Raw genomic sequence first — 18,001 nt, forward strand, 5'->3', positions numbered from 1 at the left:
GATGACGGCGACGACGGCGGGCACGGCGACGACGGGCACGGCGGGCACGGGCAGCGACGCGCCCGCGGGCCCCACCCGCAACGAGGCGGGCATCGCCGCCGTGGCCGCGCTGGCGCGCCGGCTGGTCCCCGAGTCGGGCGTCATCACCGACCGGACCCGGCTGCGCACCTACGAGTGCGACGGCCTGGCCCACTACCGCGTCACGCCCGCGCTGGTCGTGATCCCGGAGGACGCCGACCAGCTCGCCGCCCTGGTGAGGGTGTGCGCCGAGCACCGGGTGCCCTACGTCGCGCGGGGGTCCGGCACCGGCCTGTCCGGCGGCGCCCTGCCCCACGCCGACGGCGTGCTGCTCGTGACCTCGCGGATGCGCACCATCCGCGAGGTGCGCCGCGAGGACCAGCGCGCCGTGGTCGAGCCGGGCGTGATCAACCTCGACGTGACCCGGGCGGCGACGCCGCACGGCTACTACTACGCCCCGGACCCGTCGAGCCAGCAGATCTGCTCGATCGGCGGCAACGTCGCGGAGAACTCCGGCGGCGCCCACTGCCTGAAGTACGGCTTCACCACCAACCACGTGCTCGGCGCCGAGCTGATCACCCCCGACGGCGACACCGTGGCGCTCGGTGGCGCCGCCCCCGACGCCCCGGGCTACGACCTGCTCGGCGCGGTCGTCGGCTCCGAGGGCACCCTGGGCATCGTCACCGCCACCACCGTGCGGCTGGTCCGGCTGCCCGAGGAGGTGCGCACCATCCTGGTCGGCTTCGAGTCGACCGACCAGGCGGGCGCGGCGACCTCGGCGATCATCTCCGCCGGCATCGTGCCGGCCGCGATCGAGATGATGGACGCGCTGGCCATCGAGGCGGCCGAGGCGGCCGTGCACTGCAACTACCCCGACGGTGCCGGCGCGGTGCTCGTCATCGAGCTCGACGGCGCGTCCGTCGAGGTCGAGGAGGAGTACGCCGAGGTCGAGCGGCTGTGCCGGGAGAACGGCTCCTTCGAGCAGCGGCTGGCCACCGACGCCGTCGACCGCGCGCTGATCTGGAAGGGCCGCAAGTCCGCCTTCGCGGCCGTGGGCCGGATCAGCCCCGACTACATCGTCCAGGACGGCGTCATCCCGCGCACCGCGCTGCCGGAGGTGCTGCGCGCCATCGCCGAGCTCTCCAGCTCCTCGGGCGTCCGGGTGGCCAACGTCTTCCACGCGGGCGACGGCAACCTGCACCCGCTGGTGCTCTTCGACGACGCGGTCGAGGGCGCGGGGGAGGCGGCCGAGCAGGTCAGCGGCGCCATCCTCGACCTGTGCATCGAGCACGGCGGCTCCATCACGGGCGAGCACGGCGTGGGCATGGACAAGGCGAAGTACATGCCGCGGATGTACACCGACGAGGACCTCGACACCATGCAGCTGGTCCGCTGCGCCTTCGACCCGGCGGGCATCTCCAACCCCGGCAAGGTGTTCCCGACCCCGCGGCTGTGCGGCGAGGTGCCCGGCCGCCACAAGGGCGCCCACCCGCTCCAGCAGGCCGGCCTGGCGGAGGTCTTCTGATGGTCGCCACCCTCGGGACCACCGCCCGCGAGGCCGTCTCCTCGGCCTGCGCCGGCGTCGACGACGCCGGTCCGCAGGACGCGGTCGACGGCGTCCCCACGGGCCTGGTGGCGCGCCCCACCGACACCGACCAGGTGGCCGCGGTGCTGCGGGCCTGCGCCGCCCACGGCCTGGCCGTGGTGCCGCGCGGCAACGGCACCAAGCTGTCGTGGGGCAGCGCCCCTCGCCGCGCCGACGTGCTGCTCGACCTGAGCGGGCTCGACCAGGTGCTCGACCACGCCGCCGGCGACCTCATCGTCGCCGCCCAGGCGGGCGCACCGCTCGCCGAGGTGCAGCGCGTGGCGGCCCAGGGCGGCCAGCGGCTGGCCCTGGACGAGACCGTCCCCGGCACGACCGTGGGCGGGATGCTGGCCACCAACACCAGCGGCCCCCGCCGCACCGCCATCGGCACCGCCCGCGACCTGCTCATCGGGGTCACGATGGTGCGCGCCGACGGCGTCGTGGCCAAGGCCGGTGGCCGGGTGGTCAAGAACGTCGCGGGCTACGACCTCGGCAAGCTGCTCATCGGCTCGATGGGCACGCTGGGCGTCGTCGTCGACGCCACCTTCCGGCTGCACCCCGTGCCCGCCGCGTCCCGCTGGGTCAGCGTCCCGGTCGCCGACCCGGCGCAGGCGCTCGCGGTCTCGCAGTCGGTCGTCCACGCCCAGGTCGTCCCGGCCGCCGTCGAGGTCGAGTGGGCCGACGGCGCCGGCACGGTCTCGGTGCTGCTCGAGGGCCGCGAGGACGGCGTCGCCGGTCGCGCGGCCAGCACCCGCGAGCTGCTCGGCACCGCGTCGTCGGAGTCCGACGAGCCGCCCGCCGGCGGCGCGGCGTACCCCTGGACGACGGGGGTGGCCGGCGACGAGCGCGAGACAGCGCTCAAGCTGAGCTTCGAGCTCTCCGGCCTCGCCGACGTGCTCGCGGCCGTGGCCGGCACCCCGGCGCGGCTGCGCGGCTCTGCCGGCTCGGGCGTGGTGTACGCCGCGCTCCCCGCCGCCACCCCGGCCGCGGAGGTCGCGGCGCTGCTGGCGCGGCTCCGCGAGGTCTGCACCCGCCGGGGCGGCGCGGCGGTCGTCGTCGACGCCCCCGCCGCGGTCAAGGCGGCCGTCGACGTGTGGGGCCCGGTGCCGGCGCTGGACCTGATGCGCCGCGTGAAGGACCAGTTCGACCCTGACCACCGGCTCGCGCCGGGACGCTTCGTGGGAGGCCTCTGACCATGACCGACACCAGCCAGCACCGCGACGCCGGGTCCGGCAGCAGCACGGGCGGCACCCTCGGCGAGATGGGCGCGGTCGTCGAGCCCAGCACCCGCGACGGCCACGACGCGGGGGCGATCGACTGGGGCACCCCGGCCCCCGGCGGCGCCTTCGACGACCAGAGCCCGCCGGACGCCGCCCTCATCGGCGACTGTGTTCACTGCGGCTTCTGCCTGCCGACCTGCCCGACGTACGTCCTGTGGGGCGAGGAGATGGACAGCCCGCGCGGGCGCATCTACCTGATGAAGGAGGGGCTCGAGGGCGAGCCCATGAACGACGAGCTCGTCTCCCACATCGACGCCTGCCTGGGCTGCATGGCCTGCGTGACCGCCTGCCCGTCGGGGGTGCAGTACGACACCCTCATCGAGCAGACCCGCAACCAGGTCGAGCGCCGCCACCAGCGCAGCGCGTCCGACAGGGCGCTGCGCGGCCTGATCTTCTCGCTGTTCCCGCACCCCCAGCGGCTCAAGCTGGTGCGCGGCCCGCTGCGGCTGGTGCAGAGGACCGGCCTCGACCGCGCGCTGCGGCGCACCGGCCTGCTGGAGCGGCTCGCCCCGCAGCTGGCCGCGATGGAGGGCCTGGCCCCGAAGCTGGGCGCGCCGCAGCCGCTGCCGGAGTACATCCGGGCGACGGGGGAGCGGCGGATGACCGTCGGCATGCTCGTCGGCTGCGTCCAGGGAGCGTTCTTCCCCGGGGTCAACTCCGCGACCGCGCGGGTGCTGCGGGCCGAGGGCTGCGACGTCGTCGTCCCCGCCTCGCAGGGCTGCTGCGGCGCGCTGTCGGCGCACAACGGCCGCGAGCCCGAGGCCCAGGACTTCGCCCGCAGGCTGGTCGACGCCTTCGAGGACTCCGGCGTGGAGCGGGTCGTGGTCAACGCCGCGGGCTGCGGCTCCACGATGAAGGAGTACGCCGCGCTGCTCGCCGACGACCCGGCGTACGCCGAGCGCGCCGCCGGCTTCGCCGAGCGGGTCCGCGACGTCTCGGAGATCCTGGTCGAGCTCGGCCCGGTGGCCCCGCGCCACCCGCTGGAGATGACGGTCGCCTATCACGACGCCTGCCACCTCGCCCACGCCCAGGGCGTGCGCTCCGAGCCGCGCCAGCTGCTCGACGCGATCCCGGGCCTGGAGCTGAAGGAGATCGCCGAGGCGGAGATCTGCTGCGGCTCGGCCGGCATCTACAACATCCTCAACCCCGAGCCCGCCCGCGAGCTCGGGGACCGCAAGGCCGCCAACATCGTGCGGACCGGGGCGCAGGTGCTGGTCACCGCCAACCCGGGCTGCCTGATGCAGGTCACCTCGGCGATCGAGCGCGCCGGCCACCCGATGGGGATGGCCCACACCATCGAGGTCCTCGACGCCTCCATCCAGGGCGCCCCGGCGTCCGTGTTCGCCCCCACGACGACCCCCTAGGCACCACCCCAGCAGCACCCGCACGACGCTCGTCCCAGCCCCCCACATCCTTCGGGAGAAGACATGTTCCAGCAGGATCTCTCACCGGTCGGCGGGTCCTTGGGCCTCTCCGCCCTGTGCGCCGCCGTCCCCCTCGTCACCCTGTTCGTCCTCCTGGGCGGACTGCGCCTCAAGGCGTGGGTCGCCGGCCTGATCTCCCTGGGCGTGGCCCTGGTCATCGCCATCGCGCTGTTCGAGATGCCGGTCGGCCAGGCGCTGCTCGCCGGCACCGAGGGCGCGGCGTTCGGGTTCTTCCCGATCCTGTGGATCGTCATCAACGCGATCTGGGTCTACAACCTCACCGTCGCGTCGGGGCACTTCGACGTGCTGCGCCGCTCCTTCGAGAAGGTCAGCCCCGACCAGCGGATCCAGGCGATCATCATCGCCTTCTGCTTCGGCGCCCTGCTCGAGGCGCTCGCCGGCTTCGGCACCCCCGTCGCGATCACCGTGGTGATGCTGATGGCGCTGGGCTTCCAGCCCATCAAGGCGGCCGCCGTGGCCCTGATCGCCAACACCGCCCCGGTCGCCTTCGGCGCGCTGGCCACCCCGATCGTCACGCTCGCCTCGGTCACCTCCGGCGTCAGCGACGACCCGCGGCTCAACGTCGACACCCTCGGCGGCATGGTCGGTCGCCAGACCCCGATCCTGGCCGTCATCGTGCCGCTCGTGCTCGTCTTCGTGGTCGACGGCAAGCGGGGCGTGCGTCAGATGTGGCTGCCCTCCATCGTGTGCGGCGTCGCCTTCGCGCTGGCGCAGTTCGTCGCGGCCAACTACATCTCCGTGCCGCTGGCCGACATCCTGGCCGCGCTGGTCGCCGCCGCCGCCGTCGTGGGCCTGCTGCGGGTGTGGCAGCCCGCCCACGAGCTGACCGCGGCCGACATCGAGGCCGAGACCGCCGCCGAGGACGGTGGCCGGGCCCCGTCCACGCGCCGCCAGCCCTCGGGCATCTCGACCTCGGTCACCTCCTCGACCGGGCGCGGGGCCGCCACCACGACCAGCGACGCCGCGACGCAGGACAGCCGGGCCGACGTGGTGCGCGCCTACGCGCCGTACGTCGTCATCATCGTGATCTTCTCGATCACCAACATCCCCGCGGTCAAGGAGTTCCTGGCCCAGAAGCCGTTCACCTTCGCCTTCGCGTGGCCCGGCCTCGAGGTCCTCAACACCGCCGGCGACCCCGTGTCGACCACGACGTTCACCTTCAACTGGCTGCCGGCCGCCGGCACCCTGATGATCCTCGCCGGGCTCATCACGATGGTGGTCCTCAAGCTGTCGCCCGCCAAGGCGTTCAAGACCTACCTGGAGACCTACGTCGAGCTGAAGTCGGCCATCATCACCGTGATGGCGGTGCTCGCCCTGGCCTACGTGATGAACCTGTCGGGCCAGACCGGCTCGCTCGGGGCCTGGCTCGCCGGCGCCGGCGCGGCGTTCGCGATCATCTCGCCGATCCTCGGCTGGATCGGGGTCGCGGTCACCGGCTCGGACACCTCGGCCAACGCGCTCTTCGGTGCGCTCCAGGTGCAGACGGCCGTCGAGGCCGGCCTCGACCCGGTCCTCATGGCCGCCGCCAACACCTCGGGCGGCGTGCTCGGCAAGATGGTCAGCCCGCAGAACCTCGCCATCGCCGCCGCCGCGGTCGGCATGGCCGGTCGCGAGGGCGACATCTTCCGCAAGGTCATCGGCTGGAGCCTCGGCCTGCTGTTCCTCATGTGCGTCATCGTCGGCCTCCAGGCCACCCCGGTGCTCAGCTGGATGGTCCCCGGGAGCTAGCACACGAGCGGGCGATCGCAGACCGCCCCAGCACGCCGAGCGGGCGTTTCCAGCCCGCTCCAGCACGGCGAGCGGGCGTTTCCAGCCCGCTCCTGGACGCCGACCGGGCGTTTCCAGCCCGCTCCTGGACGCCGACCGGGCAGTTCCTGCCCGGTCGGCGTCGTCACGTCCGGAGGTCGAAGCGCTCCAGGTGCGTCCACGGACCGCCGTCGTAGCGCCACAGCTCGAGGGCGGTGCCGTGGGCCACCCAGGGGCGGAACTCCGCCCGCAGCTCGTCGAGCGTGTGGCGCGCGGTGGTGGAGGAGACCTTGTTCTGCACCGTCACGTGGGCGTGCAGCGGCTGGGCGTCCTGGCGGGTCAGGTGCTCCGACCAGCGCCGCCGCCAGCCGGCGTGCAGCCGGTCGAGGTCCTCGCACAGCAGGCGGTAGGCGACCCCGCGGTTCAGGGAGTAGACGTCGTGCACGCGCACGTCGAGGGGCGGCCGGTCGGCGGCCTCGCGGAGCGCCTCGGCCACGTCGTCGTGCAGGGTCGCGGGCAGCGCGTGGAACAGCGTCAGGTGCGCGTCGACGACGAGCCGCTCGGCGGGGAAGAACGCGCGGCGCTGGGCGGTGAACCTCGCCTGCGTCTCGTCGTCGAGCAGCAGGCTCACGATCAGCGGGTTGGCGGTCACCTGCCCATCATGACCGCCCGCCGGGCGCGCCGCCGGGGGCGGCGCTGCCAGACTGCCCCCATGAGTGACCAGACCCCCCGCGAGGACGGCCCGACGGTGCCCGACCTCACCGACCAGGACATCACCGGCCAGTTCGCCGCGTGGCTCGGCATCGAGTTCACCGAGGTGACCGGCGACCGGGTGGTGGCCACCTGGGAGGCCCAGCCCAAGCTGCACCAGCCCTACGGGATCGTCCACGGCGGCGTGCACTGCAGCGTGGTGGAGACGCTGGCCAGCATCGGTGCGGCGTACTGGGTCGGCGACAGGGGCCAGGTCGTCGGCGTCAACAACAACACCGACTTCTACCGCGCCGTCCGCGAGGGCACCCTGACCTCGACGGCCACCCCGCTGCACCGCGGTCGGTCGCAGCAGGTGTGGCTCGTCGAGACCGTCAGCGCCGAGGGCAAGGTCGTGGCGCGGGGCCAGGTGCGGCTGCAGAACCTCTACCCGGACAGCTGAGCGGCGTGCGGTCGGCCGACGGGGGGACGAACCGGACTGCTTGACGGGCAGTCCTGCCCGCGGAGTCCGACATGTCGCCCGCGCTCGGGCAGTTTCCCCGGTCGACCGGGGAAACTGCCCCTCGCCCTCAGGCCGCCGCAGCCTTCCCCAGCGCCTCGAACTCGTCGTCGGTGAGCTCGATGGAGGCGGCGGCGGTGTTGGCGTCGAGGTGGTCGACGCTCTTGGTGCCGGGGATGGGGAGCACCACCGGGGAGCGCTTGAGCAGCCAGGCCAGGGCGAGCTGCGAGGGGGAGGCGTCGTGCTCGCGGGCGGCGGCCGCGAGCGGGCCGTCCTCCTTGGAGAGCTCGCCGGTGGCCAGCGGGAACCACGGGATGAAGCCGATGCCGTGCTCGGTGCAGTGGTCGAGCAGCGCCTCCGAGGACCGGTTGGCCAGGTTGTAGAGGTTCTGGACCGACACGATCTCGGCGGTCTGCTGCGCCTCCTGGAGCTGCTCGACGCTGATCTCGGACAGGCCGATGTGGCGGATCTTGCCCTCGTCCTGGAGCGCCTTGAGCTCGCCCACCTGGTCGGCCACGGGGTACGCCGGGTCGATGCGGTGGAGCTGGAACAGGTCGATGCGCTCGAGGCCGAGGCGGCGCAGGCTCATCTCGACCGCCTGGCGCAGGTACGCCGGCTGGCCGAGCGGGGTCCACACGCCCGGGCCCTGGCGGGTCAGGCCGGCCTTGGTCGCGACGACCACGTCGTCGGCGTACGGGTGCAGCGCCTCGCGGAGCAGGTCCTCGGCGACGAAGGGGCCGTAGGAGTCGGCGGTGTCGAACAGCGTCACGCCGATCTCGACCGCGCGCCGCAGGACCTTGATGGCCTCGTCGTGGTCGCGCGGCGGTCCCCACACGCCCTCGCCGGGCAGCTGCATGGTGCCGTAGCCCAGGCGTACGACGGGCAGGTCGCCGCCGAGCTGGAAGGTCCCGGACGGTGCGGCGAGGTTCTCGGTCACGTGTGTCTCCTCAAGCGGGTGGGTGGGCGTACCCCTGGTCCAAGGGTCCGAGCGCACGGGATGTTCCCCGACGTTCGACACTCTCTTGGCATTTCCGCGAGCGGAGTGTAGAACGAAGGGGTCGCCCACCCCAGGAGCCGTGATGACCCAGACCGACGACCGCACCGGTGCCGCGCCCACCCCCACCGGGCCGCTGAGCCGCATCGACTACTCCGAGAAGATCCCCAACAACGTCAACCTCAACGAGGACCGGCGGCTGCAGCGGGCGCTCGAGGGGTGGCAGCCGCAGTTCCTCGACTGGTGGCGCACGCTCGGCCCAGCGCTGCCCACCAAGGACGTCTACCTGCGCACCGCCGTCGCCGTCGGTCGCGACGGTTGGGCGCACTTCGACCACGTGCCGATGGAGGAGTACCGCTGGGGCATCTTCCTGGCCGAGCGCGACCCGGAGAAGAAGGTCGCCTTCGGCAAGCACAAGGGCGAGCCGGCCTGGCAGGAGGTGCCCGGCGAGCACCGCGCCGACCTGATGCGCCTGATCGTCATCCAGGGCGACACCGAGCCGGCCTCGGTCGAGCAGCAGCGCGTGCTGGGCAACACCGCGCCCTCGATCTACGACCTGCGCAACCTGTTCCAGGTCAACGTCGAGGAGGGGCGGCACCTGTGGGCGATGGTCTACCTGCTGCACGCCTACTTCGGCCGCGAGGGCCGCGAGGAGGCCGAGCAGCTGCTCAAGCGCAACTCGGGCGACCTCGACGCCCCGCGCATCCTCGGCGCCTTCAACGAGGAGACGACCGACTGGCTGCAGTTCTTCATGTTCACCTACTTCACCGACCGCGACGGGAAGTACCAGCTCGGCACCCTCAAGGAGTCGGCCTTCGACCCGCTCGCGCGCACCTGCGAGTTCATGCTCAAGGAGGAGGCCCACCACATGTTCGTCGGCACCACCGGCGTGCAGCGCGTGGTGGAGCGCACCGCCGAGGTGATGCAGGAGCACGGCGGCGAGGCCGGCTTCGCCGAGGGCGTGATCCCGCTCGACGTCATCCAGAAGTACCTCAACTTCCAGTTCTCGGTCTCGATGGACCTCTTCGGCTCCGAGCAGTCGACCAACGCCGGCAACTACTACAGCTCGGGCCTCAAGGGCCGCTGGCAGGAGACCCGGCGCAAGGACGACCACGTGCTGCTCGACGACACCCGCGAGATGCAGCACGTCCAGGACGGCGTCATCACGACCAAGACGGTGCCGATGCTCTCGGCGCTCAACCTCGACCTGCGCGACGAGTACGTCGCCGACTGCGCCAACGGCGTCCGCCGCTGGAACCAGGCGCTCGAGGACGCCGGCCTCGACCAGCGTCTCTACCTGCCGCACGAGGGGTTCAACCGCCGCGTCGGCGCCTACGCCCAGCACCACGTCGGCCCGCAGGGCGACGTGCTCGACGACGCGGCCTGGGAGTCCCGGGTCGACGGCTGGCTGCCGAGCGCCCAGGACCGCGCCGACGTGGCCGCGCTGATGGTGCCGGAGTACGAGCCCGGGAGGTTCGCGGGCTGGATCGCGCCGCCCAGCGTCGGCATCAACGACCAGCCCGTCGAGTTCGACTACGTCCACCTGGCCGACGAGGGCCTGGCGTGACCCAGCCGGGCACGGGGGAGCCGGACGGCCTCGCCTGGGTCCGCGAGCCCGAGCCGGTCTGGGACGCCGACAAGCGGCGCGTCATCGGTGGCGCCCCGGCGGGTGCGTTCGTGCTGCCGTTCCAGGACGGCGACGCCCTGCCCGGGGAGTGGTGGTCGGCGCGCGAGGGCGGGACCCACGGCGAGGTGCTCGGCTACGGCCGCCTCGACGTCTCCTGGGGCGGCGACGCCGAGGTCCTGCTGGCCGTCGACCCCGCCCGGCAGCGCGGTGGCGTCGGCAGCTTCGTGCTCGCCTCCCTCGAGGAGGAGGCGTCCGCGCGCGGCCTCAACTACGTCTACAACACCATCCGCGAGCACGACCAGCGCGAGCAGGTCCACGACTGGCTCGTCGTGCGCGGCTTCCGCGGCAGCGCCGACGGCGACCTCCGCAAGCGGGTCCTCGCCGACGCCGGCCGGGCGGCACCCGGCGGCTCGAGCCGGGCCCGTCCGGGCCCCTCGCGGTCGGTCGGGCACGACGACGCGACCGCCGCAGATACGTCCGCCGGCTCGTCCACCGGCTCGCCCACCGGCTCGTCCACCGGGGACCGCGGACCCGGCCACGAGGAGTCCGGCGGCTACGTCGACGTCGACGAGCACCAGTACTGACGCCCCCTCGAGACGGTCGGCAGGGCAGGGCGCCGGTGCCCCGGTCCCTGGGGAAGGAGGGCGTCTTGCCTCGAAGGGCTAGTCGAGCCGCGGCACGGTGTCGTTGACCCGCTGGGTGCGCCACAGCAGCTGCTGGCCGTACGCCGGCTCGAGGGCGTCGCTGATCACGTGCGGCACCACCCGGCTGTAGTAGTCGGTGACCGGGCCGTCGGACTCGCGCACGATCGCGCCGGCGGCCTCCCCGTCGACGATCCACGACCCGACCATCGCGTAGTTGTCGCCGTCGGCCGCGGTGCCGAAGTTGGGCAGCTCGACGTAGCGCTGGTAGACCATCCGGTCGCCGGCGTACGCCCCGTCGTTGACCACCTCGGTGCCGTCGGAGCGGTGCACGACGATGTTGTCGCCCTCGCGGCCCTGCAGCGGCTTGGCGATCCACTCGTCGAGGTCGTGCGGCTCGTCGAAGTACGCCGGCAGCAGGTAGGGGCAGTCGGGCCACATCTCCCACAGCACCGGCAGCAGCGCCTTGGTCGAGAGCAGCACCTTCCAGGCGGGCTCGACCCAGCGCACCGGCGTCATCTCGGCGCCGGAGAGCAGCAGCCGCCCGACCGGGTCCTCGCTGAGCATCGACTCCCAGGGGTAGAGCTTGAAGGCGGCGCGGATCTCCTCGCCGTTGACGTCGAGGAAGCGGCCCCGTCCGGGCTCGACCGCGTGCTCGTTCCACTGGATCAGCTCGATGGGCTGGACCGAGACGGTCAGCCCGGCCTGGGAGGCGACGTCGGCCATGTAGTGGACCGTCATCTCCTCCTCGCCCGAGGTGTCGGCCCGGCTGTGGAACAGGTGCAGCCGCTCGCCCGGCACGCCGCCCCGGCGGGCCAGGTCACGCCAGCGGTCGACGAGCCGCTCGTGGAGGCTGTTCCACTGGTCCGTGTCGGCGGAGAAGGCCATGTCCTCCTTCCAGTGCCACTGCGCGACGGCCGTCTCGACCAGGCCCGTCGGGGTGTCGCCGTTGAGCTCCATCATGGCGAGGTCGACGCCGTCGTAGCGCAGGTCGAAGCGGCCGTAGACGCTCGGCTGCTCGAGCCGGACCGACTCGCGCACGTGCGCCAGGGTGCCGGTCGGGAGCCGCAGGTCGGCGTCGTCGAAGTCGCGCAGCAGCTTCGGCACGGCCTCCAGGCACATCTGCCACAGCTGCTCGGTGGCCTTCTCCATCACCTCGACCTCGTCGCCGGTGAACTCGTACCACGCGGCCTCGTTCCAGTACGGCGCCGTGCCGCCGTCGGGGAGGTCGGTCTCGGGGAAGATCAGGCCCTGCTGCTGGACGGTGCGCAGGTGGTCCTCGCGGGGGATGCTGCTGTGGCGCCACACGGCTGCGGTCGCCTCAGGCGATCGAGGCGCAGACGATGGCGGAGATCGCCAGCGTCGCCGCGGCGCTCACCACGGCCAGCGGCACCACGCGGCCCGGCGTGCAGACCACCGCGCGCAGGTTGCCCGGGGTGACGAGGTCGACCGCGACCAGCATCACCGAGTTGAGGGCGCAGCCGACCAGGCCGAACACGAGGGTCCACAGCAGGGCGTAGCCCAGGTCGGTGTCGCCGTTGGTCCAGATCGCGGTGAAGATGACGGCCGCGTTGCCGACCATCCACGCGGCGGTGACCGTGGCGGCGGAGTACGACGCCTCGTGGTCCTCGCCGCCGAGCAGGTGTCGTCCGAGGTGGCCCGGCGTGAGCAGGTCGAGCACCAGGTAGGCCAGCACCAGCACGGCGCCGGCGAGCAGGGCGTAGATCACGCCGTGGTAGAGCGCGGTCCAGAGGTCGAACATGGGTGACGGCCTTTCAGGAGGAGGAGACGCCCTTGGAGGAGCCGAAGCCCCCGGACTTGGAGTAGGACTTGAACGACGACGCCCCGTCGGCGGGCAGGCCGCCTCGCTGCACGCTCCGGCCGGAGCCGACCAGGCCGGAGCCGTTCCAGGTGCCGCCCGACACGGGCGAGCCCACGGCGGGGATCGACCGGGCCGACTGGGTGCCGAGGTAGTACCAGAAGAAGCCGCTGCCGACGCCGGACCCGTTGTAGTCGTCCGGGTCGTCCGAGTCGTCGCACTGGCCGTCGTCGACGCGCTCCTGGGTCTGCGGGTCGACGCAGACCGCGGCGACGTCGGGGTCGCCGCCGCACCCGCTCAGCGAGGAGGCGGCGATCACGGTCAGGCCCAGGGGGACCGCGCGGCTGGCGCGACGGATGCTGCTCATGGCTGCTCCTGTTCGTGGGGGCGGGTCGAGGCGAGGAGGTCGTCGAGAACGGCGGGCCCGTGCTGCTCGGCGACCTGGTGGCGCAGCAGGACGTTGTTCTCCCGCAGCAGCGCGAGCATCTCGCGCTGCTCGGCGTCGGTGAAGGCGTCGGGGTCGTGCAGCACGGCCCGGGTGAAGTGGGCGCCGGCGCACAGCACTAGCAGCAGCATCGAGAGCATGAAGAAGACCGCGACGCCACGCCCCGCCGTGGTGACGGGGGAGTAGTCGCCGTAGCCGGTCGTGGTGCCGGTGACCACGGCCCACCACATCGAGGCGATCGGCCCGGTTCCCTCGATCGCCCAGAACAGGCCCGAGCAGAGCAGGAAGTCGCCGAAGAGGACCAGCACGAGCAGCCGGGGGGTGTTGACCACCAGGTGGGCCCACGCCTTCACACGTGCCACGACCGCTCCCCCTCGCTCCCGGCGCGGTCCCCGACGTCCGCGCCGCGCCACACGGTAGGGCACCGAGCCGCTCCGCGGGAGCAGGACCGCGTCAGCCGGCCGCGAGCATCCGCTCCCACTCGGCCTGGGCGGCGGCGTGCCAGGCGGCGTGGCGCTCGTGGAAGGCGGCGGCCGCGCGGGGCCCGGGCCAGTCGTGGTCGAGCAGCTCGGCCGGCAGGTCGGGGTCGAGGAAGGGGAAGCGGCGCCACTCCTGGACCAGCTCGACCTGGGCCACGAACGCCTCGGCCGGGGTGCTCGGCGCACGCCGCGCGGCGCCGTCGAGGAAGTCCAGGTAGCGCCGCTCCACGTCGTCGAGGTCCCACGCCTGGGCCAGCAGCCGCTGCTGGTCGCCCAGGGGGGTCGCCCGGCCGGTCCACGCGAACGACCGTGGCCTCAGCCCGAGGTCGTCGACGACGGCGTGCACGGCCGGCTCCTGCTCGGCGTCCGGGGTGACCCACAGACCCGAGGTCGGGGAGCCGAGGCCGAGCCAGGTCAGGCGGGTGCGCAGCCGGTGCCGCAGCTGCCGCTGGGTCTCGGGGATCGGCACGCTCAGCACCAGCCAGCGGCCGTCCCAGGGGTGGGGGGAGCGCATGAAGCCGTAGATCCGACGGGTGCCCTCCTCCAGGAGCGTGGCCCCGGCCTCGGTCAGCTCCCACTGGACCCGGCGGCCGTGGCGCGTCGAGGCCAGGACGCCCTCGTGGGCGGTGCGGGTCAGCGCCTGCCGCGCCGACTTCTCCTCGACGCCGAGCGCGCCGAGCGCGGCGAGCAGCGTGGTCGTCCAGACCGGCACCGCGCGGGGGTGGACGAACTCGCCGAGCACGGTGAGCAGCAGCGACCGGGCGCTCGCCGAGCCGACCTCGCGGCGGCGCGAGGCCGCGGGCGCAGGGCCGGGGGGCAGGTCGGTCACGGGCCCATCATGGCGGCGCGCGCGACGTGCGACAACATCTTGACGGGTCGCCAGGCGAGCGTAGAGTGACCGGCGTCTCACCCGGAGCTGAGAGGTGCTGCATGACCGTCCCCGTGGTCGACTTCGACACCCGTCCCGACCGCTACCGCCACTGGCGCCTCGAGGTCGACGGCGCGGTCGCGACCCTCACGCTCGCCGTCGACGAGCACGGCGGCCTGGTCGAGGGCTACGAGCTGAAGATGAACTCCTACGACCTCGGCGTCGACATCGAGCTCCACGACGCCGTCGAGCGGCTGCGGTTCGAGCACCCGGGCGTCCGCGCCGTGGTGATGACCGGCGGGCTCGACCGGATGTTCTGCGCCGGCGCCAACATCCGGATGCTGGCGCAGTCCAGCCACGCCTGGAAGGTGAACTTCTGCAAGTTCACCAACGAGACCCGCAACGCCGTCGAGGACGCGTCCGCCTCCAGCGGCCAGACCTGGATCGCCGCCCTCAACGGCACCGCGGCCGGCGGCGGCTACGAGCTGGCCCTGGCCTGCGACGAGATCGTGCTCATCGACGACGGCTCCTCGACCGTGAGCCTGCCGGAGGTGCCCCTGCTGGGCGTGCTGCCCGGAACCGGGGGCCTCACCCGCGTGGTCGACAAGCGCCACGTGCGCAAGGACCGCGCCGACCTGTTCGCGACCCGGGCCGAGGGCTACCGCGGCTCCACGGCCGTGGAGTGGGGCCTGGTCGACGCGACCGTCCCGCGGGCGCGGTGGGACGACGAGCTCGCCCGCCGCACGGCCGACGCGGTCGCGCGCTCGACCCGCGCGGGCGGTCCCGCGGCCCGCGGTGTCGAGCTGGTGGCGCTGGAGCGCCGCGAGGACGCCGAGGGGCTCACCTACCCCCACCTGCGGGCCCGCCTGGACCGGGCCGGCCGCCGCGTCGAGATCACCGTCCTGGGGCCCGACGCCGCGCCGCCCGCCGACGCCGCGGCCGCCCTCGAGCAGGGCACCGGCTGGTACCCCCTCGCCGTCGCCCGCGAGCTGGACGACCTGGTGCTGCGGCTGCGCACCAACGAGCAGGACCTCGGCACCTGGGTGCTGCGCTCGGAGGGCGAGCTGGACGCGGTGCTGGCCCACGACGAGCGGCTGCGCGAGCTGGTGGACGCCGGCGACTGGCTGGCCCACGAGACCCAGCAGCTGCTCAAGCGCACGGTCAAGCGGCTCGACGTGACCAGCCGCAGCCTGGTCGCGGTGGTGGAGCCGGGCAGCTGCTTCGGCGGCTTCCTGGCCGAGCTGGCGCTCGCCTGCGACCGGCAGTACATGCTCGACGGCGTCTACGAGGACGTCGACCCCGACGCCGACCCGGCGGTGCTGGTGCTCACCCCCAGCAACGACGGCCCGCTGCCGATGGGCAACGGGCTGACCCGGCTGGGGTCGCGCTTCTGGGGCCACGACGACCAGCTCGAGGCGGTGCGGGGCCGGCTCGGGGAGCGCCTCGACGCCCGGGCGGCCGACGGTCTCGGCCTGGTGACGATGGCGCTCGACGACCTCGACCTCGAGGACGAGCTGCGGATCGTGCTCGAGGAGCGGGCGGCGCTGAGCCCCGACGCGCTCACCGGCATGGAGGCCAACCACCGGTTCGTGGGGCCCGAGACGCTCGAGACCAAGATCTTCGGGCGCCTCACCGCCTGGCAGAACTGGATCTTCAACCGGCCCAACGCCTCGGGTCCCGACGGCGCCCTGCGGCGCTACGGGTCGGGTCAGCGCGGGTCCTACGACCACGAGCGGGTGTGACGACGTGACCATGCCGACCGTGCCGACCGTGCCGACCGTGCCGACCGTGCCGACCGTGCCGACCACGCCGACCGACCTGGCGACCGCCGCGCCGGGCCGCTTCAACGCCGCCGACTACCTGGTCACCCGCCAGGTCGAGGCCGGCGCGGGGGAGCGGACCGCGGTGCTGGCGTCGCAGACCCTGACCTACGCCGAGCTCGACCGCCGGGTCGGCGTGGTGGCCGCCGGACTGCGCGCGCTGGGCCTGCGTCGCGACGACCGCGTGGTGCTGGTGATGTCCGACGAGGTGCCGATGCTGACCGGGCTGCTCGGCGCCTTCCGGGCCGGGATGGTGGCGGTGCCGGTCTCCACGATGTTCACCGGTCGCGAGCTGGCCACGGTGGTGGCCGACTCCGGGGCGCGGGCCGTGCTCGTCACCCCGGAGTTCACGACTGCGGTGACCGAGGCCGTCGCGGCGTCCCCCGAGGTGGCCGACGTGGTGCTGGCCGGCGACGAGGACCACGAGGTCGAGCTCGACCTGCGCGACGGCGTGCGCCTGCTGCGGTGGGAGGAGCTGCTGCACGCCGGCGCGCAGGGCGACACCACGACGGCCGACACCGTCGACGACTCGTGGGCGCTGTGGCTCTACACCTCCGGCACCACCGGGCAGCCCAAGGCCGCGATGCACCGCCACGCCAACGTCCGCCACGTCTGCGAGACGTACGCCGCCCGCGTGCTCGGCATCACCGCGGACGACGTCACCTTCTCGGTGGCCAAGATGTTCTTCGCCTACGGCATCGGCAACACGGTGTTCTTCCCGCTCTCCGTCGGCGCCAGCACCGTGCTCGAGCCCCGCCGTCCCAGCCCCGAGGTGGTGCGCGAGCGGCTCCAGCAGGCCCGGCCCACGCTCTTCTTCGGCGTCCCCACCTTCTACGCCGCCCTGGTCGGCAGCGAGCTGGCCGACGACTCCTTCGCGTCGGTGCGGCTGTGCGCCTCGGCGGGGGAGCCGCTGCCCGCGCCCCTGCAGCGCCGCTTCACCGACCGGTTCGGCGTGGAGGTCCTCGACGGCATCGGCTCCACCGAGGCGCTGCACATCTTCTTGTCCAACCGTCCGGGCGAGGTGCGGCCGGGCACCACCGGCGTCCCCGTCCCGGGGTACGACGTCGAGGTGCGCGACGCGACCGGCCGGGTCGTCGGCGACGACGAGCCGGGCGCGCTGTTCGTGCGGGGCGAGTCGATCGCGCTCGGCTACTGGCACCGCACCGACGCCACCCGGGCCGTCTTCCAGGGCGAGTGGCTCTCCACCGGCGACACCTACGTCCGCTCCGGCGACGGGTGGTTCACCTGCCTGGGCCGCAACAGCGACATGCTCAAGGCCGGCGGCATCTGGGTCTCCCCGGCCGAGGTCGAGAGCCGCCTGCTCGAGCACCCCGCGGTCCGCCAGGCCGCCGTGGTCGGGGTCGCCGACGCCGACGGCCTCGACAAGCCGGTCGGCGTGGTCGAGGCCGACCCGGGCGTCACGGAGGCCGAGCTGATCGCCTGGTGCCGCGACGGGCTCGCCCACTTCAAGGCCCCGCGGCAGGTCGTGTTCGTCGACGACCTGCCCAAGACGGCGACCGGCAAGCTGCAGCGCTTCAAGGTGCGCGGCATGGTCGCCGGCGACCCGCAGGCCCAGCCGGCCACCACCACCGTCCGCGAGGCCCTCGAGGCGACCTCGTGAGCGGACCCGGCGCCTCCCACCCCTCGCCCGACCCCTCGACCGACCAGACGACCCACCAGGAGTCCCCGTGCCCTACGTGATCGCCAGCGGCTGCATCGACGTCAACGACAAGGCCTGCGTCGACGAGTGCCCCGTCGACTGCATCTACGAGGGGGAGCGCAAGAGCTACATCCACCCCCGGGAGTGCATCGACTGCGGCGCGTGCGAGCCGGTGTGCCCGGTGGACGCGATCACCCAGGACCGACGCACGGCCGACGGCGACGAGGGCTTCGTGGCCGACAACGCTGCCTTCTTCACCGAGGTGCTGCCGGGCCGCGACGAGCCGCTCGGCGTCCCCGGCGGGGCGGCGAAGATCGGCGACCTCGGCGCCGACACCGCCCTGGTGCGGGACTGGTCCTGAGCGGCG

Annotated in this window: 17 protein-coding genes; 10 read left to right on the forward strand and 7 right to left on the reverse strand. The window is 73.4% G+C overall.

The genetic code is table 11. From position 1 onward, the window contains the following. Position 1: 1 nt before the first annotated feature. From BLU55_RS17710 to BLU55_RS17725, 4 genes are all read left to right on the forward strand, one after another. On the forward strand, positions 2-1,543 hold the full coding sequence (locus tag BLU55_RS17710) for an FAD-linked oxidase C-terminal domain-containing protein (protein ID WP_091732468.1): 1,542 nt from the start codon (positions 2-4) through the stop codon (positions 1,541-1,543). Then, positions 1,543-2,796: an FAD-binding oxidoreductase gene (locus BLU55_RS17715; RefSeq protein ID WP_091732470.1), complete on the forward strand. Its 1,254-nt coding sequence runs from the start codon at positions 1,543-1,545 to the stop codon at positions 2,794-2,796. Before BLU55_RS17710 ends, BLU55_RS17715 begins: the two co-directional genes overlap by 1 nt. A gap of 2 nt (positions 2,797-2,798) precedes the next feature. Continuing rightward, on the forward strand, positions 2,799-4,247 hold the full coding sequence (gene glcF / locus BLU55_RS17720) for a glycolate oxidase subunit GlcF (protein ID WP_231916941.1): 1,449 nt from the start codon (positions 2,799-2,801) through the stop codon (positions 4,245-4,247). Between the two features lie 63 nt (positions 4,248-4,310). Further along, positions 4,311-6,056, forward strand: a complete 1,746-nt coding sequence (locus BLU55_RS17725; protein WP_091732473.1) for an L-lactate permease — start codon at positions 4,311-4,313, stop codon at positions 6,054-6,056. Positions 6,057-6,219: 163 nt separating this feature from the next. Here BLU55_RS17725 and BLU55_RS17730 read toward each other — a convergent pair whose 3' ends face one another. Continuing rightward, positions 6,220-6,726 carry a 2'-5' RNA ligase family protein gene (locus BLU55_RS17730; protein WP_091732476.1) on the reverse strand — a complete coding sequence of 169 codons (507 nt, stop codon included), beginning with the start codon at positions 6,724-6,726 and terminating at the stop codon, positions 6,220-6,222. Between the two features lie 60 nt (positions 6,727-6,786). Between BLU55_RS17730 and BLU55_RS17735 the strand changes: the two genes are divergently transcribed. Continuing rightward, positions 6,787-7,224 (forward strand): PaaI family thioesterase, encoded by a 438-nt coding sequence (locus BLU55_RS17735; RefSeq protein WP_091734198.1) that lies wholly within the window; start codon positions 6,787-6,789, stop codon positions 7,222-7,224. 127 nt (positions 7,225-7,351) lie between these two features. Here the strand turns inward: BLU55_RS17735 and BLU55_RS17740 are convergent, their stop codons facing one another. Continuing rightward, positions 7,352-8,218 (reverse strand): aldo/keto reductase, encoded by an 867-nt coding sequence (locus tag BLU55_RS17740; RefSeq protein ID WP_231916942.1) that lies wholly within the window; start codon positions 8,216-8,218, stop codon positions 7,352-7,354. A 142-nt stretch (positions 8,219-8,360) separates the two neighbouring features. Here BLU55_RS17740 and boxB point away from each other — a divergent pair, with 142 nt between their 5' ends. Both boxB and BLU55_RS17750 read left to right on the forward strand, forming a co-directional pair. Then, positions 8,361-9,842, forward strand: a complete 1,482-nt coding sequence (boxB, locus tag BLU55_RS17745) for a benzoyl-CoA 2,3-epoxidase subunit BoxB (RefSeq protein WP_091732482.1) — start codon at positions 8,361-8,363, stop codon at positions 9,840-9,842. Further along, positions 9,839-10,486 (forward strand): GNAT family N-acetyltransferase, encoded by a 648-nt coding sequence (locus BLU55_RS17750; protein ID WP_157682936.1) that lies wholly within the window; start codon positions 9,839-9,841, stop codon positions 10,484-10,486. The genes boxB and BLU55_RS17750 overlap by 4 nt, the downstream gene beginning before the upstream one ends. A 78-nt stretch (positions 10,487-10,564) precedes the next feature. On the opposite strand, the gene BLU55_RS17755 is transcribed toward BLU55_RS17750, so the two are convergent. From BLU55_RS17755 to BLU55_RS17775, 5 genes are all read right to left on the reverse strand, one after another. After that, entirely contained in the window at positions 10,565-11,851 is a 1,287-nt protein-coding gene (locus BLU55_RS17755; protein ID WP_091732485.1) for a glutathionylspermidine synthase family protein, read from the reverse strand. Between the two features lie 13 nt (positions 11,852-11,864). Beyond that, positions 11,865-12,305: a DUF350 domain-containing protein gene (locus BLU55_RS17760; RefSeq protein ID WP_091732488.1), complete on the reverse strand. Its 441-nt coding sequence runs from the start codon at positions 12,303-12,305 to the stop codon at positions 11,865-11,867. A gap of 13 nt (positions 12,306-12,318) precedes the next feature. Continuing rightward, on the reverse strand, positions 12,319-12,729 hold the full coding sequence (locus tag BLU55_RS17765) for a hypothetical protein (protein ID WP_091732491.1): 411 nt from the start codon (positions 12,727-12,729) through the stop codon (positions 12,319-12,321). Then, a complete protein-coding gene (locus BLU55_RS17770; protein WP_197681038.1) occupies positions 12,726-13,169 on the reverse strand; it encodes a potassium channel family protein in 444 nt (147 codons plus the stop codon). Before BLU55_RS17770 ends, BLU55_RS17765 begins: the two co-directional genes overlap by 4 nt. A gap of 91 nt (positions 13,170-13,260) precedes the next feature. Beyond that, on the reverse strand, positions 13,261-14,115 hold the full coding sequence (locus tag BLU55_RS17775) for a PaaX family transcriptional regulator (protein ID WP_091732494.1): 855 nt from the start codon (positions 14,113-14,115) through the stop codon (positions 13,261-13,263). 101 nt (positions 14,116-14,216) lie between these two features. Here BLU55_RS17775 and boxC point away from each other — a divergent pair, with 101 nt between their 5' ends. The 3 genes from boxC (at position 14,217) to fdxA (ending at position 17,995) form a co-directional block, all read left to right on the forward strand. After that, the gene (gene boxC, locus BLU55_RS17780; protein WP_091732497.1) at positions 14,217-15,896 is read left to right on the forward strand and encodes a 2,3-epoxybenzoyl-CoA dihydrolase; all 1,680 of its coding nucleotides are present in this window, start codon (positions 14,217-14,219) and stop codon (positions 15,894-15,896) included. A 10-nt stretch (positions 15,897-15,906) separates the two neighbouring features. Continuing rightward, entirely contained in the window at positions 15,907-17,595 is a 1,689-nt protein-coding gene (locus BLU55_RS17785; protein ID WP_091734203.1) for a benzoate-CoA ligase family protein, read from the forward strand. A 67-nt stretch (positions 17,596-17,662) separates the two neighbouring features. Continuing rightward, entirely contained in the window at positions 17,663-17,995 is a 333-nt protein-coding gene (gene fdxA / locus BLU55_RS17790; RefSeq protein WP_091732500.1) for a ferredoxin, read from the forward strand. The last annotated feature ends 6 nt before the right edge of the window (positions 17,996-18,001 follow it).

This window comes from Nocardioides scoriae, from assembly GCF_900104965.1.
GTDB classification, from domain to species: Bacteria; Actinomycetota; Actinomycetes; order Propionibacteriales; family Nocardioidaceae; genus Marmoricola; species Marmoricola scoriae.